The sequence below is a fragment of the Paraburkholderia sp. BGA-UO-ETr-F12 genome (assembly GCF_059567945.1).
On record NZ_JCAQOZ010000014.1, the window covers coordinates 103,735 to 118,276 of the forward strand.

Sequence of the window (14,542 nt, forward strand, 5' to 3'; positions counted from 1 at the left end):
CCCGATCGAACGTAGCGAGTTGACGCTTAGGTTGGCGGCCCGTTTATGCGTCAACGGGCCACTTCCGCTCACTTCTTGTAGATCCGCTTACGCGTCTGTTCCAGTTGCGCAAGGATGTCGTCGAGTTTCGAAGGATCGGAAATGAATTGCTGCATTCCCTTCATCCCTTCATCGGCCATTTCCTTCGTCATGTCGCGATCGTAGAACTGCGCAATGCCGCCCTTCGTGTTCGCGAGAATCTGGAAGCCGATCTTCGAGATTGGATCCTCGGGTTCAGGCGACTTGCTGTTCGCCGACAGCGAACCGAGCCCCTCCGCGAGCTTCGCACCGTTTGCCGGCGTTTCGACGAAGGCGAGGAACGCACGCGCATCCGCCTTGTTCTTCGCCTTCGTCGGAATATTCAGCGATTCGACCGGCCCCTCTTCGGCGGTCGGCACATTCGCGTCGATGATCGGGAACTGGAAGTAACCCATTTCCGGCTTCACGCTCGGCGGGAAACCACCGGTGATGAACGTGCCCATCAGCATCATCGCGGCCTTGCCCTGGAACAGGAACGGCTGCACCGCGTCCAGATCGTAAGAGAGCGAGTTGTCGATGAAATAGCCGGCGTCAATCAGTTGTTTCCACGTCGTGTAAACCTTCTTCACGCGCGGATCGGTGTACGCGATATCGCCCGCCATCAGCTTCTGATGGAACGCGTTGCCGTTCAAGCGCAGATCGAGATAATCGAACCAGCCCGCCAGCGTCCATGAATCGCGGCCTGCCACGGCAATCGGCGCAATGCCTGCCGCCTTCAGTTTCTTGCAGTCGTCGAGAAACTGGTCCCACGTTTTCGGCTCGCCGGCAATGCCGACCTTCTGGAACAGATCCTTGCGATAGAACATGCCCCACGAGTAGTACACGGTCGGCGCGGCGTACTGCTTGCCCTTATACGAGGACGCTTCCTTCGTCGACGCATACATGTCGTTCCAGCCGTTCTTCACCCAGTCGCTGCTCAGATCCTCGAACAGGCCGCGCTGCGCGTAATACGCCATCCGTTCGCCGTCATGCCAGTTGACGATATCGGGCGCGACGGTGGAGAGCCAACCGGGCAGCTGGACCTTGTACGCTTCTTCGTCGATGAACGACACCTTCACGTCGGTGCCGGGATGCGTTTTCTTGAAGTCGTCGATGATGGACTGCCAGACGGCGCGTTGACTCGCGCCCTTGAACGCGATGTTGACCGCGAGCGTGCCGGCCTGCGCCGTGCTGACGACGGAGGCCCCTGCGGCCGCCGCGGCCAGCGCGAGTGCCAGCAGAATCTTGCGAGGTTTCAGTGCCATGTTGCTGTCTCCTTTGCTCCGTGATTTTGCGTCGTTGTTGTTACTACATGGAATCCTTCGTTCAGCGCTTCAGATCAATTCCCTGATCGATAAACGGCCACGCCCTGCGGTTCGACGGTGCGTGAACCGATCACGAATGCGTCGTCGGCGATATCGGCCAGCGTGTGCGCCTGGTCGCCGTAGTTCAACACGTAGGTCAACTCGCCACGGCGGCTCAGGCGCACGCTGTCGCCGAGCGCAACCGGGTCGAGGCCGGCCTCCTGCGCAATCCGCGCGAACAGACGAACCGTGAGCGCATCGTCGAACAGGCTCGCGAGGTAATGGAACGCGCCGCTTTTCACGTAGGCGGGATGGCCGTCGGCGAAACGGGCACGTACGTCGAGCGCCTCCGTTGCATCGTTGCCGCTGTCGCCTGCGGCTTCGATGAAATCGCGCCAGTGGCGCGCCACGCCGTCTTCCGCGCTCGCGTTGCCGCTGTCTTCAAGCCGCACGGCTTCAGTCACATTCGGCCGCATCGATTCGACGCGCCACACGCGCAGCGGCAGCACCGAGGCAAGCGCGCCCGGCGGCAGATTGGCCGGAATCTGCAGGTCCTGCGTCTTCGAACCGGTACGCGGGCCGAGCACGACCTGCGCGCCCGAACTCGCCAGCCGCGCGGCGAAATCGGCCGGCACGACCGGCAACGGCGGCACGACGATCAGACGATAGCCGTCGAGCGCCGCATCGACCGGCACGATATCGACGTCGAGGCCAAGTGCGCGCAATGCCGAGTAGTACTCGAATGCGAAGCGCGGATAGTGAAAATCCGCTCCCTGCGGATGAATCTCGAAGAGCCACTTCGCTTCGTAGTCGTAGACAAGCGCGACTTTCGAGCGAATCGCGGCATTGGCATCGGCGTTCGCGGCGAGCACCGCGCGAATCTCGTCGGCAACCTGCGCGGCTTCGTTGCCGCCAACATCGAGCCGGTTATCAGGCGTATTCAGACCGGCGTGCATCTGTTCCTGCGCGAACGGCGCCTGGCGCCAGCGGAAATACGATACGCAGCCCGCGCCGTGCGCGAATGCCTCCCAACTCCACAGCCGCACCATGCCGGGCAGCGGCGCCGGATTCCATTGCGCCCAGTTCACCGGGCCGGGCTGCTGCTCCATGACCCACAGCGGCAGCTTCGACATGCCGCGATACACGTCGTGATTGAACGACGCGAAGTCAGGGTGCCCGGAGCGCAGCCAGCGCGCCTTCACCTCCGGCGCGAACCACTGCTCTTCCAGCGCGCCGAGCGGATAGCTGTCCCAGGTCGCCACATCGAGATCGGCCGCCACCTTGTAGTGATCGAACTCGGTAAAGAGCTGCATGAAATTGTGCGCGACCGGCCGCCCCGGCGAATGCGCGCGGATGATCTCGACCTGCATGCGGTTGTAGCGTGCCACTTCGTCGGAGGCGAAGCGCCGATAATCGAGCCGGTGCGACGGGTGCGCTTCGGTCACGGTCGCCACCGGCGCGTCGATTTCGTCGAAGCTGCGGTATTCCATGCTCCAGAACACCGTGCCCCATGCGCGGTTCAGCGCGTCGATGGTTTGATAGCGCGCCTTGAGCCACTCGCGAAAGCGCCCCACTGCCGCCGGCGAATAACTAACCACCGTGTGATGGCAGCCGAATTCGTTATCGGTCTGCCAGTACGCAACGGCCGGATGCTTGCCGTAACGCTCGGCAACCGCCGTGCAGATTCGCTGCGACGCGGTGAAATACGAAGGCGATGAAAAATCGTAGTGACGGCGTGAGCCGAACGCCCGCGGACGGCCATCGGCGCCAATCGGCAAAATGTCCGGATGGCGGTCGATCAGCCACTTGGGCGGCGTCGCCGTCGGCGTGCACATGACCACTTGCAATCCGGCGGCGCCGAGTACGTCGACCGCGCGATCCAGCCAGCCCCAGTCATATTCGCCGGGCGTCGGCTCCATCCGGCTCCATGCAAATTCGGCGATTCGCACCTGCTGGATGCCAAGTGCTTTCATCCGGCGAGCGTCGTCTTCCCACATCGACTCCGGCCAGTGTTCCGGGTAATAACAGACTCCAAGGCGCATCCGAATGTCCCCTATGCGTAGTTTTCGACGGATTCGAGCGAAGCGGCGGCAAAGCCGTCTTCGGTAAACAGGTGGCAGGCGCGGCTGGGGACGCGCAAGCCGGCGCGGTTTCCCGGCGCGAGGCGGGTGTCGCCCGGCGCCTTGGCGATCAACGCGGCGCCACCGGGTTGATCGAGGTGGACATAACTGTGCTCGCCGAGTTGTTCGACGAGCGACACGGTGCGGGTCAGCACGGCATCCTGCGTGTTTTCCGAACCTTCCGCGCCGAGGAATTCCAGGTGCTCCGGGCGCACGCCGAGCGTGACGGCCTGCGATGCATGAAGGCCATCGCCGTTGACCGGCACGCGCACGTTTTCATCTGTGTGATCGAGCGTGATGACCACGCCTTGAGGATCGACCGAGCTCACCTTCCCCGGCAGGAAATTCATGCGCGGCGAGCCGATGAAACCGGCGACGAAGCGGCTTCTCGGCCGGTGATATAGCTCAAGCGGCGCGCCGATCTGCGCGATGCTGCCGTAGCGCTCGGTGTCCTTGCCCGCGTGCAGCAGCACGATCTTGTCGGCAAGCGTCATGGCCTCGATCTGATCGTGCGTGACGTACACCACGCTGGCTTTGGCGAACTGCTTATGCAGCCGCGCGATTTCAATGCGGGTCTGGCCACGCAGCGTTGCGTCGAGATTGGAGAGCGGCTCGTCGAACAGAAACACGCCCGGCTCGCGCACAATGGCCCGGCCGATCGCCACGCGCTGCCGCTGGCCGCCGGACAGCGCCTTCGGCCGGCGCTCGAGCAGCGCCTCCAGTTGCAGGATCCGCGCGGCTTCCCGCACTTTGCGGTCGATTTCTTCTTTCGGGGTTTTGGCAAGCTTGAGGCCGAAGGCCATGTTCTCGAACACGGTCATATGCGGAAACAGCGCGTAGCTCTGGAACACCATCGCCACGCCACGCTGCGCCGCCGGGACGTCGTTGACGAGGCGCCCAGCGATCGACAGGTCGCCGTCGGTCACGTCTTCGAGGCCGGCGATCATCCGCAGCAAGGTGGATTTGCCGCAGCCGGACGGACCGAGAAATACGCAAAACTCGTTCTCACCGATCTCCAGGTCGACGTCGCGAATCACCGGTGCGCCGTCGCCATACGCCTTCTGCACGCCTCTCAACGAAATGCTCGCCATTGCATCAACTCCGTGATTTAATCGGCTCGACATCGAAGATTAAGCGCTTAATCAGCACGGCCGAAAAAAATCGATCGCATGCGATCGTGGGCCTTGCCTGTCTCCGATATCGTTTTGTCTGTGCGGCAAATGGTGCCGCGCCTTGAGCCGCGATGCAAATGTCGGACAGTCATCTCATATATTGGAACGCCATGCCCACACTCAGCGAAGTCGCACGCCGTGCCGGTGTCACGCCTGCCACGGTATCGAACGTGTTGCGCAATCGCGGCAGGGTCGGCGCGAGCACCCGGCAGCGGGTGCTGGAAGCGGTCGACGCGCTCGGCTACCGCCCCCACCTGGCGGCCCGCGCGCTTGCCGAGGGCCGCGCGCCGACGCTGGCGTTGATGGTGTCGAGCATCGCCAATCCGTTCTATCCGGAGTTCGCACTCGCCGTCGAGCATGCGGCGCGCAGCAGTGGACATTTCGTGATCATCTGCAATACCAACGAAGATCCGCTGATCGGGCGGGCGTACCTCGATCAGATCGCCGGCACGCTTTCCGAGGGCGTGCTCGTGACAAATGCAAACCTCGATTTCACGGACCTGCATACGACCGAATCGCGCGGTACGCCCGTGGTGCTGTGCATGTGGGAGAGACCCAACGAGCCGCCGGGTTTGCCGTGCGTCGCGGTCGATTTTCGTCTGGCAGGTGAATTGGCCGGCACGCATCTGCTCGAACTCGGCCATCGGCGGATCGGCGCGATCGTCGGCAGCAAAGCCTCGGGCATTCACGCGGCCCGCTATCAGGGGTTTGTCGATGCGCTGCAGGGAGCCGGTGTGCCGAAAGGCCGGGTCGAGCATGCGCCCGATACGATCCAGGGTGGCTACACCGCGGCGCGCGAGCTGCTGAAAGCCGATCCGACACTCACCGCGATCTTCGCGACCAACGATCTGCCGGCGCTCGGCGCAATGCATGCCGCGGCGGATCTCGGCCTGAACGTGCCGCGCGATCTGTCCGTGATCGGCATTACCGATATTCAACTCGCGCGCGAGTCGCGGCCAGCGTTGACGACGGTCGCCGTACCGACCGTCGAAGTCGCCGATCTCGCGGTCTCGCTGCTGCGCGAACTGATCGAATCGTCGTATGGGCAAGCGGAGCGCCCGCTCGCGGCCAGCGTGCCGATGCGGGTTTCTTCCGCGCCGAAACTGGTCGTGCGTGCGTCCACTGGCGTGTCGCGTTCGGCGTAACGTGGCCGTAACAGCGCTGCGGACGTTACGTAGCGAAGCTTGCGTGCATCCCTCCTCGCGCGCGGAGCCAGAATCCGCAAACGCCCGTGGCACGTGGCTTCGCGCCGAAAAACGCCGCTTCAACCAGTCTATCCATGCAGTTGGCACGGTCCCTGCAAACAGTTAGGGAAAGGGCCGAGCGCCGGCATGCGTCACATGCCGCCCGTGCTCCCCCAACCGGCCGGGCCAAGGCCATAACACGCAGGGATATTCAAATGATTGCCGACCTTCTGCAGGACGCCGACGTCGCAGGACAAACCATCGACGCGGACTCGCCCTTCGCCCAACACCATCCCCTGCAGATCGCGGTTTGCCTGCGCAAGCTGATGAGCGGGCAGGACTTCGTGACGGTGGAATTCAACGGTCGCCAGATCGTGACGCAAGTGCTCGACGTCGATTCGCGCAATGCACGCTTCATCTTCGACGCCGGCAGCGTGGAAGTGGACAACCATGCGCTCGCGTCCGCACGCCAGTTGATCTTCCGCAGCTTGCCGGACGGCATACGCACGGAGTTCACGACGCTGAACGCTGATCCGGTCATGTTCGAAGGGCGGCCGGCTTTCGAGGCATCCTTCCCGACCCTCCTCTACTACGTTCAACGCCGCGAATTCTTCCGCGTGCAAACGCCCGTGCTGGATCCTTACACCGCCAGCGGACCATGCGCGGACGGCGGTTCGTTCCGGCTGGAACTGCAGGATCTCTCATTGGGCGGCGTGGCGCTGAAAACCGCCGACGAGCGCTTCGGCTCACTGGAAAGCGGCACCGTGCTGCGCGATGTCACGCTGCAGCTCGGCAGCTTCGGCACGCTGCAACTCGATCTGGAAATCGTCGCGCCACGGCAAATGACCACGCCGAAGGGCGACCGGCGTTTCGTGATTGGCTGCAAGTTCGTGCAGACGCCCGGGCGCGCCGAGCGAGTCTTGCAACGTGTCGTCACCCAGCTCGAGACCAGGCGTCAAACGCTGGTGGCGCGCGGCTGAATTTCTGCGGCGAGGCTGCTTCGAGCAGCCGCTGGCTTGAAAATAGCGCAGGATTCCGAACCGGTCTACCGAACTTCAGCATCTCGTTGAAGCATCGGCGCCGGCTTCAGGCCGCGCGCGCCGACAAGCTGGTGCGGCGGGATCTGCCGAATCGCGCTTTCGCCAGCGGGAGCGCCTGTGAGCAGATGGATTGCAAGGTCGAGCGTCGTCGAGCGGCGCGTCAGCATGAGGCACGTCACTTCGTTCTGCAAGGCGCGCGTGGCGTGCCAGCAACCCGGCCGCATGCAGATCCCCTCCCCTACGGGCACCTCGAAGGCAGCCAACGAATCAAGGTTCGGCTGCCCATCCGGCGTACTCGTCGCGACAATCTGCACGACAGGTCCGGTGAGCGGCACCACGGCCTGCTCCGTAAGCCAATGTGCCTCGAGCCGCAGCACCTCGGCTTCGCGATCGCGGTATCTGACCCACAAAACTTCAGGATTTCCGGACAGGCCGGCATCGAACAGATGCTCGCGCCAGAAGTCGGATGACGGGCTTGCAAACGACGGCACCGCGCTATCCGTTGGGAAGGGTTTGCCCAGCATCCATCCATAGGGTTCGAAAGCGTCGGCAGTAAGCGCCTGAATGCTCAGAGGCGTGGTCGTCGGCATCTCGGTTCGGGCCTTTGATAATAGAAGAAAACATCACGGGGTGCCACTCAATGAGTCGGCAGCGCTTCGTCGGTGTCTGGAAAGAGCGCGATATCCGGGCCGTTCTCGAGGCTGAACTCTCGCATGACCTTTTGCGCCAGATGCATGATCGACTCGCATAGCAAGCTGTCCGGACTTCGCCGGAAAGATGCGAAAAGCGGCAGTTCAGGGACTCGATGCGTCACTTTCAGCAGTTGCAGATGCCCGGAGTCCAGCTCACGGGTCACGAACGCGGTGGGCAGAACCGCGATGCCGAAACCGTCGAGCACGAGCCTTATGATCGCCGCGACCGAAGACACGCAGTTGATTTGCACGTGCGGCTCGCCGGCGGCTGCAAACAGCCCGGCGACAAACACATGCGGCGATGAATGACGGGCAAAGCTCACAATCGGGAAACTCGCCAGTTCGGCTTCCGATAGTGCTTCAGCCGACAGATTCAGCGATGGACTCGCTACCCATCGCATTGGCAATGCGCCGAGCGAAACATTTTCCGCGTCAGCGCCGGTGACCATCGTGCTCAAAAAAGCGATGTCCACGTTGCCATTCACCAGTTGCACGGACAGATTCGTCGAGGTGTCGCACGTCAGCTCGATCGTCAGGTTCGGATATTCGTCGCGCACCTGCCGCAACAGCTCGGGCAGCCACGTATGCACGACGGACTCCATCACGCCGACCCGCAACAATCCGCTCACATGCGAGCGGTCGCTTACGCTTGCGAGCATGTCGTTCGTGAGCTTCAGAATCTGTTCGGCGAACGCTAGCGCTTTGGTCCCTTCCTGGGTCAGCTTGACATCGCGCGGCCCCCGATCGAACAGACGCACGCCGAACTCCTGCTCGAGCGCAGATATCCGGCTGGAGATCGCAGCCTGCGTCGCATGCAGGCGCTCGGCAGTCAGCCGGAAATTGCGCAGCTTGGCGAGCCACACAAACGTTTCGAGAAAACGGACATTCATCAGGCGCCTTGTACTGTCAGCGAACGCATCATCAGGTTCCAGGTGTCGCGGCCGTGCAAACGGACAGCTTCGGTAGATGGGCAGAGTTTAGCGCCGCAAAATCAGGTGCGTGACAACAAAAACTGGCCGACCGGAACAACTTTTTGTTGTGATCATCGCGGCTCGGCGCGCAAGGGGCGGCCTATCGGGAAAGCCCTGGGAAGCGATCAGATTTATCTATTGCCGGTCAATAAAATAAGTCGTTGGACGGAAGAATTTGGCGGTCGAACACTCATTGAACCGAAAATCAAGGAGCCGCCCATGTCACCCTCGTCCAGTCAATTGAATCGTATGCTGCAAACGGGCGCCGCCGCGCTGCTGCTTGGTGCGGGCAGCGCGAGCTTCGCCGCGGAGCCGGTCGTGGTCCTGATTGGTCATGCCGCGCCGCTGACAGGCCAGCTCGCGCATATGGGCAAGGACAGCGAAAATGCGGCGAAGCTTGCAGTCGACGAGATCAACAGCCAGCATCCGGTTATCGGCGGCAAGCCGGTCCGTTTGCAGCTCGACGCGCAGGACGACGCTGCCGACCCACGCACCGGTACGCAAGTCGCCCAGAAGCTCGTCGACGATGGCGTGGTAGCCGTGGTCGGCGACATCAACTCCGGCGTTTCGATCCCGGCATCGAAGATCTACAGCGAGGCCGGCCTCGTGCAGATTTCGCAAGGCTCGACCAATCCCACCTATACGCTACAGGGCTTCAAAACGACCTTCCGCGTCGTCGCGACCGACGCACTGCAAGGGCCGGCTCTGGCTCGCTATGCAGTCGACACCATGCACGCAAAGCGTATTGCAATCGTGGACGACTCGACCGCATACGGCCAGGGTCTCGCGCAAGAATTCGAAAAGGCAGCCAAAGCACGAGGCGCCGTCATTGTGAGCCACGATGCGACGACGGACAAAGCCATCGACTTCCGGGCCATTCTGACGAAAATCAAAGGTCTGAAACCCGACGCAATCATGTACGGCGGCTCGGACGCAACGGCCGGGCCGCTGGCGAAACAGGCGGCAAACCTCGGCATCACCGCAAAGATGCTGGGTGGCGACGGCGCCTGCACGGAAAACATGACGCAACTTGCCGGCAGCGCGATTGACAACGTGACATGCTCGGAAGCCGGACTTGCCTTGTCAAAAATGCCGAAGGGTCAAGACTTCGATAAACGATACGTGGCGCGCTTCAGCACACCGATAGACGCCTACGCTCCGTTCACGTATGACGCCGTCTACGTCATCTATAACGCGATGCAGCGAGCGAACTCGACCGACCGCTCGAAAATCCTCGCCGCGATGCCCGCCACGAGCTATGACGGCGTGATCGGCCACATTGCGTTCGACCCGCACGGCGACTTGCGGGACGCTGCGATCACGATCTATCAGTTCAAGGGCAGCAAGAAGACCGTGATGGATGTCATCAGAATGTGATGCGGCCGAACGCGACGGACATTGCGTACATCGCGCACATCGCGTTCGGCTCCGCCACCGACGATTACCTGCGCGACGGCAGCCGGTGTCCGTCGTCGAAGACCATCTGGTATTTCAACTGACTTGCAGGCATGCCAGGACTTTCCCGAAGTCCCGGCGCACCATCCTGCATTGCAGCATTCCCGAAAAGCCCCGCCCCATATGCCCCGCCGCCCTGGCGGGCGCTTCCGCACGCCGACTTCCCGCCGATCGCGTTCTTGACGGGCATCGCCGCGCCTGCTTTACTAAATCAACTCAAGTGATTTAGTCGTCCGGCTTCGGGCTGCAACTGAATCGCTTCAGATTCCAAACAGGTTCCAGGCAGATTGCAAAAAGGATTGCAAACAGGCGGCAAGCGCGCAGCGTTCGCGCGTGCCGCCGCCCGCAGTTCATAACGTCGTGACCAATAACCGGAGGAGCGTCCCATGAATCTGAATTCCCGCAGGGACCCTGTCGCCAGGAAAATCGTGTCGGTATGCGTCGCTGCATCGGCGGTGTGGTGCGCGAGCGCAAGCCAGGCAGCCGATCAGCCTGTCGTCGGTCTCATCACCAAGACGGACACCAATCCGTTCTTCGTGAAGATGAAACAGGGTGCCGAGGCGGCCGCCGCGAAAGACGGCGCCAAGCTGCTCACCGCCGCCGGCAAGTTCGACGGCGACAACGCGAGCCAGGTCACCGCCATCGAAAACATGATGACGGCCGGCGCGAAAGCGATTCTGATCACGCCCAGCGACACCAAGGCGATCGTGCCGAGCATCAGGAAAGCGCGCGCCGCCGGTGTGATGGTGATCGCGCTCGACACGCCGACCGATCCGCAAGATGCCACGGACGCCCTCTTCGCCACCGACAACTTCAAAGCCGGTGTACTGATCGGCAAGTACGCGAAAACGGCCATGAACGGCAAGCCCGCGAAGATCGCCACGCTCGACCTCGCGCCCGGCGTATCGGTTGGCGTACTGCGCCATAACGGCTTCCTGGAAGGCTTCGGCGTGAAGGAAGGCGATCCGTCGATCGTCTGCAGCCAGGACACCCGCGGCGATCAGGCGAAGGGACAGACAGCAATGGAAAACTGCCTGCAGAAATCGCCGGACATCAACGTGGTCTACACGATCAACGAACCGGCCGCCGCAGGTGCGTATCGCGCGCTCAAAGCCGCGGGCAAAGACAAGAGCGTGATGATCGTTTCGATCGACGGCGGCTGCGAAGGTGTACGCAATGTGAAGGCTGGGGCGATTGCGGCGACCTCCCAGCAGTATCCGTTGAAGATGGCCGCGCTCGGCGTGACAGCCGGTGTCGAATACGCGAAAACCGGCAAGAAGGTCTCCGGCTATCAGGATACGGGCGTGACGCTGATCACCGACAAGCCGATGTCCGGCGTGGACAGCAAGGATACGAAGTTCGGCCTCGACAACTGCTGGGGCAACAAGTAACAGGCACTGAATGGCGGCCCACTTTCCCGGGCCGCCGACGGATGACGGCTGTGCCTGTCGCACAGTCCGTCAGATTCATGCATTGAGGACACCTATCATGTCGACTCCCTCCGCGCCCGCCGGGCACTCGCGCCCGTTCGCCGAACGCTTGCCGTCACTCGCTGAAATCGGGCCGCTGATCGCGCTTCTGTTGGCGTGCGGCTTCTTCATTTCGCAGAGCAACCGGTTCCTGTCGTTCCAGAACCTTTCGCTGATCCTGCAGCAAACGATGGTGGTCGCCGTCATCGCGATCGGCCAGACCCTGATCGTGCTGACAGGCGGCATCGATCTGTCGTGCGGGATGGTGATGGCGTTCGGCTCGATCATCATGACCAAATTCGCGGTCACGCTCGGCGTGCCGCCCGTTCTCGCGATTCTATGCGGTATCGCCGCGAGCACGCTATTCGGCGCGCTCAACGGCGTGCTGATCACGCGGATCAAGTTACCCGCCTTCATTGTCACGCTGGGTACGCTGAACATCGCCTTCGCACTCACGCAGATTTATTCGAACGCGGAGAGCGTCTCGAACCTGCCCGACGCGATCATGTTCCTCGGCAACACGTTCAAGCTCGGGCCCGCCGAAGTGACCTACGGCACGGTACTGACGCTATTGATGTATCTGGCGACGTGGTTCGTGTTGCGCGATACGGTGCCGGGCCGGCACCTGTATGCGCTGGGCAATAACCCCGAAGCCGCGCGTCTGATGGGCCTCTCGTCGCAAAAGATTCTGCTCACCGTGTATTCGCTGGCCGGCGCGATCTATGGTATCGCCGCGCTGCTGTCGGTGTCGCGCACCGGCGTAGGCGATCCGCAGGCCGGACAAACGGAGAATCTCGACAGCATTACCGCTGTGGTGCTGGGCGGCACGAGTCTGTTCGGCGGACGAGGCTCGATTGCCGGCACACTGTTAGGCGCGCTGATTGTGGGCGTATTTCGCAACGGTCTGACCTTGATCGGCGTCTCTTCGGTGTACCAGGTGTTGATCACCGGCATGCTGGTGATTCTCGCGGTTGCCGCGGACAAACTTTCCCATCGTCGCGGTTGAGCATTCAGGAGCCCGTCATGTCGACACCTACTTCCGCTTCCACCGCGATGCCCGTTTTGCAGGCGCGCGGACTAGTCAAACGCTATGGCAACGTCACCGCGCTCGACGGTTGCGATTTCGAAGTGCTGCCCGGCGAGATTCTCGCCGTGATCGGCGATAACGGCGCGGGCAAGTCGTCGTTGATCAAGGCGCTCTCGGGCGCCACCGTGCCCGACGAAGGCGAAATCCTGCTCGACGGCAAGCCGGTCAGATTCCGCAGTCCGCTGGATGCCCGCGCTCAAGGCATCGAAACCGTGTACCAGGAACTCGCGGTGGCGCCCGCCATGAGCATTGCCGAAAACCTGTTTCTCGCCCGTGAGCTCGTCAAGCCGGGCTGGCGCGGTTCGATCTTCAAGATGATCGACAAGCGCCGCATGCTCGAAGAAGCCACCGCGCACATGAAGGGCCTGCAGATCGGCATCCGTTCGATGCGCCAGGCGGTCGAAACCTTGTCCGGCGGCCAGCGCCAGGGCGTAGCCGTCGCGCGCAGCGCGGCGTTCGCGCGGCACGTGGTGATTCTCGACGAACCCACGGCCGCGCTCGGCGTGAAGGAAGGCAACATGGTGCTCGAGTTGATCCGCCGCGTACGTGAGCGCGGCCTGCCGGTGATCCTGATCAGCCACAACATGCCGCACGTGTTCGAAGTCGCGGACCGCATTCATATTCAGCGGCTCGGCCGGCGCGCGGCGCTCGTGAATACCAAAGACATCCATATGTCGGAGGCGGTGGCGATCATGACGGGCGCGAAGGAAGCGGACGTCAAGGCGATTGCATGATGTTTGCATCCCGCTGAGGGGCACGCGACGATGGAAACCACCAGTTCCCGCTCGCCTCTTGAGCGCACGGTCGGCTCGAATCAGGTCGGCATGCGGCAGTTCAACGAGCGAATCGTGTTGCAGGCGATCCGTTTGCACGGCCCACTGCCGAAAGCCGACGTAGGCCGTCTCACGCGCCTGTCGATGCAGACGGTGTCGATGATCGTCGACCGTCTGATCGACGATGGGCTGCTCGAGAAGCAGGCGCGGGTGCGCGGCCGTATCGGTCAACCGTCGGTACCGATCGCGTTGCGTGCCGACGGCGCGTACACCATCGGCATCAAGGTGGGACGCCGCAGTCTCGACGTGCTGGCGATGGATTTCGCGGGCCAGGTGGTGTGCCGCGATGTCTTCGACTATGCCTATCCCGATCCACGCACACTCTTCCCCGCGCTCGAAAGCCGGCTGGCACGCGTGACTCAGACGCTCGGCGCGAAGGGGGACAAAGTGGTTGGCGTGGGTGTAGCCGCGCCATTGTGGCTAGGCGGCTGGCGCGATTTTCTCGGCGCGCCGCCAGATGCTCTCGAAGCGTGGCATGAAATCGACCTGCGCAGCCGCATCGCGACCATGACGGGCCTGCCTGTCGAGTTCGCCAAAGACACCACCGCCGCCTGCGCGGCCGAACTCGTGATGGGCCAGGGCCGCGGCATTCACAATTTTCTATACCTGTTCGTCGGCACGTTTATCGGCGGCGGACTGGTGATCGACGGCCGTTTGCATGCCGGACCACACGACAATGCGGGTGCCGTCGGCTCGATACCGCTGCGGGACGGCAGCCCGCGCAAACCCGCGCGGCAACTATTGCACGCTGCCTCGGGCTTCGTTCTGGAACAGCTGTTGAGCGACACCGGCGCGCCCCCCGCCGCCGCGCATGACCATCGCGCGCTGTCGCCGGACCTGTGGCGATTGACCGAGCAGTGGCTCGACACCGCATGCCCGGCCATCGCCAATGCGCTGACCAATGCGGCCGCCTTGCTCGACCTGGAAGCGGTCGTGATCGACGGCGAACTCGACCGTCAACTGGTCCGCGAAGTCATCCGCCGGACCGAGCGTGTACTCGATCGCTTTGAATGGGAAGGAATGGTGCGTCCGCAACTGCTGGAAGGCACCATCGGCGCCGACGCACGCGCGATGGGCGGCGCGATTCTGCCGCTGTACGCGCATTTCGCCCCCGTTCACGAGCTTTTTCTCAAGCCGGCGACCCAGGCGGGCTACTAG

13 protein-coding genes are annotated in these 14,542 nt (G+C 62.6%); 8 read left to right on the top strand and 5 right to left on the bottom strand.

Annotation, left to right across the window (positions count from 1 at the left end; translation table 11 throughout):
• Positions 1–68 precede the first annotated feature (68 nt).
• The 3 genes from AC57B6_RS06365 to AC57B6_RS06375 form a co-directional block, all read right to left on the bottom strand.
• Positions 69–1,322, bottom strand: coding sequence for an ABC transporter substrate-binding protein (locus AC57B6_RS06365; protein ID WP_496420865.1), 1,254 nt, complete (start codon positions 1,320–1,322; stop codon positions 69–71).
• 74 nt (positions 1,323–1,396) lie between these two features.
• A complete protein-coding gene (locus AC57B6_RS06370; protein WP_496420866.1) occupies positions 1,397–3,403 on the bottom strand; it encodes a beta-galactosidase in 2,007 nt (668 codons plus the stop codon).
• Positions 3,404–3,414: 11 nt separating this feature from the next.
• Positions 3,415–4,572: an ABC transporter ATP-binding protein gene (locus tag AC57B6_RS06375; protein ID WP_496420867.1), complete on the bottom strand. Its 1,158-nt coding sequence runs from the start codon at positions 4,570–4,572 to the stop codon at positions 3,415–3,417.
• A 191-nt stretch (positions 4,573–4,763) separates the two neighbouring features.
• Here AC57B6_RS06375 and AC57B6_RS06380 point away from each other — a divergent pair, with 191 nt between their 5' ends.
• The gene (locus AC57B6_RS06380; protein ID WP_496420868.1) at positions 4,764–5,798 is read left to right on the top strand and encodes a LacI family DNA-binding transcriptional regulator; all 1,035 of its coding nucleotides are present in this window, start codon (positions 4,764–4,766) and stop codon (positions 5,796–5,798) included.
• A 254-nt stretch (positions 5,799–6,052) separates the two neighbouring features.
• Entirely contained in the window at positions 6,053–6,817 is a 765-nt protein-coding gene (locus AC57B6_RS06385) for a flagellar brake protein (RefSeq protein WP_028194891.1), read from the top strand.
• Positions 6,818–6,882: 65 nt separating this feature from the next.
• Here the strand turns inward: AC57B6_RS06385 and AC57B6_RS06390 are convergent, their stop codons facing one another.
• Positions 6,883–7,467 (bottom strand): ureidoglycolate lyase, encoded by a 585-nt coding sequence (locus tag AC57B6_RS06390; RefSeq protein WP_183799681.1) that lies wholly within the window; start codon positions 7,465–7,467, stop codon positions 6,883–6,885.
• Between the two features lie 47 nt (positions 7,468–7,514).
• On the bottom strand, positions 7,515–8,459 hold the full coding sequence (locus tag AC57B6_RS06395) for a LysR family transcriptional regulator (RefSeq protein ID WP_028194893.1): 945 nt from the start codon (positions 8,457–8,459) through the stop codon (positions 7,515–7,517).
• Positions 8,460–8,789: 330 nt separating this feature from the next.
• On the opposite strand from AC57B6_RS06395, the gene AC57B6_RS06400 reads away from it, so the two are divergent.
• The 6 genes from AC57B6_RS06400 to AC57B6_RS06425 all read left to right on the top strand — a co-directional run bounded on the left by AC57B6_RS06400 (position 8,790) and on the right by AC57B6_RS06425 (position 14,542).
• On the top strand, positions 8,790–9,917 hold the full coding sequence (locus tag AC57B6_RS06400) for a branched-chain amino acid ABC transporter substrate-binding protein (RefSeq protein ID WP_235430140.1): 1,128 nt from the start codon (positions 8,790–8,792) through the stop codon (positions 9,915–9,917).
• The gene (locus tag AC57B6_RS06405) at positions 9,914–10,039 is read left to right on the top strand and encodes a hypothetical protein (protein WP_278495217.1); all 126 of its coding nucleotides are present in this window, start codon (positions 9,914–9,916) and stop codon (positions 10,037–10,039) included. Before AC57B6_RS06400 ends, AC57B6_RS06405 begins: the two co-directional genes overlap by 4 nt.
• A gap of 342 nt (positions 10,040–10,381) precedes the next feature.
• Complete coding sequence (locus tag AC57B6_RS06410) at positions 10,382–11,386, top strand: sugar ABC transporter substrate-binding protein (RefSeq protein ID WP_496420869.1); 1,005 nt, start codon at positions 10,382–10,384, stop codon at positions 11,384–11,386.
• Between the two features lie 97 nt (positions 11,387–11,483).
• Positions 11,484–12,470 carry an ABC transporter permease gene (locus AC57B6_RS06415; protein ID WP_028194896.1) on the top strand — a complete coding sequence of 329 codons (987 nt, stop codon included), beginning with the start codon at positions 11,484–11,486 and terminating at the stop codon, positions 12,468–12,470.
• A 17-nt stretch (positions 12,471–12,487) separates the two neighbouring features.
• Positions 12,488–13,285: an ATP-binding cassette domain-containing protein gene (locus AC57B6_RS06420; RefSeq protein WP_028194897.1), complete on the top strand. Its 798-nt coding sequence runs from the start codon at positions 12,488–12,490 to the stop codon at positions 13,283–13,285.
• A 30-nt stretch (positions 13,286–13,315) separates the two neighbouring features.
• A complete protein-coding gene (locus AC57B6_RS06425) occupies positions 13,316–14,542 on the top strand; it encodes an ROK family transcriptional regulator (protein WP_496420870.1) in 1,227 nt (408 codons plus the stop codon).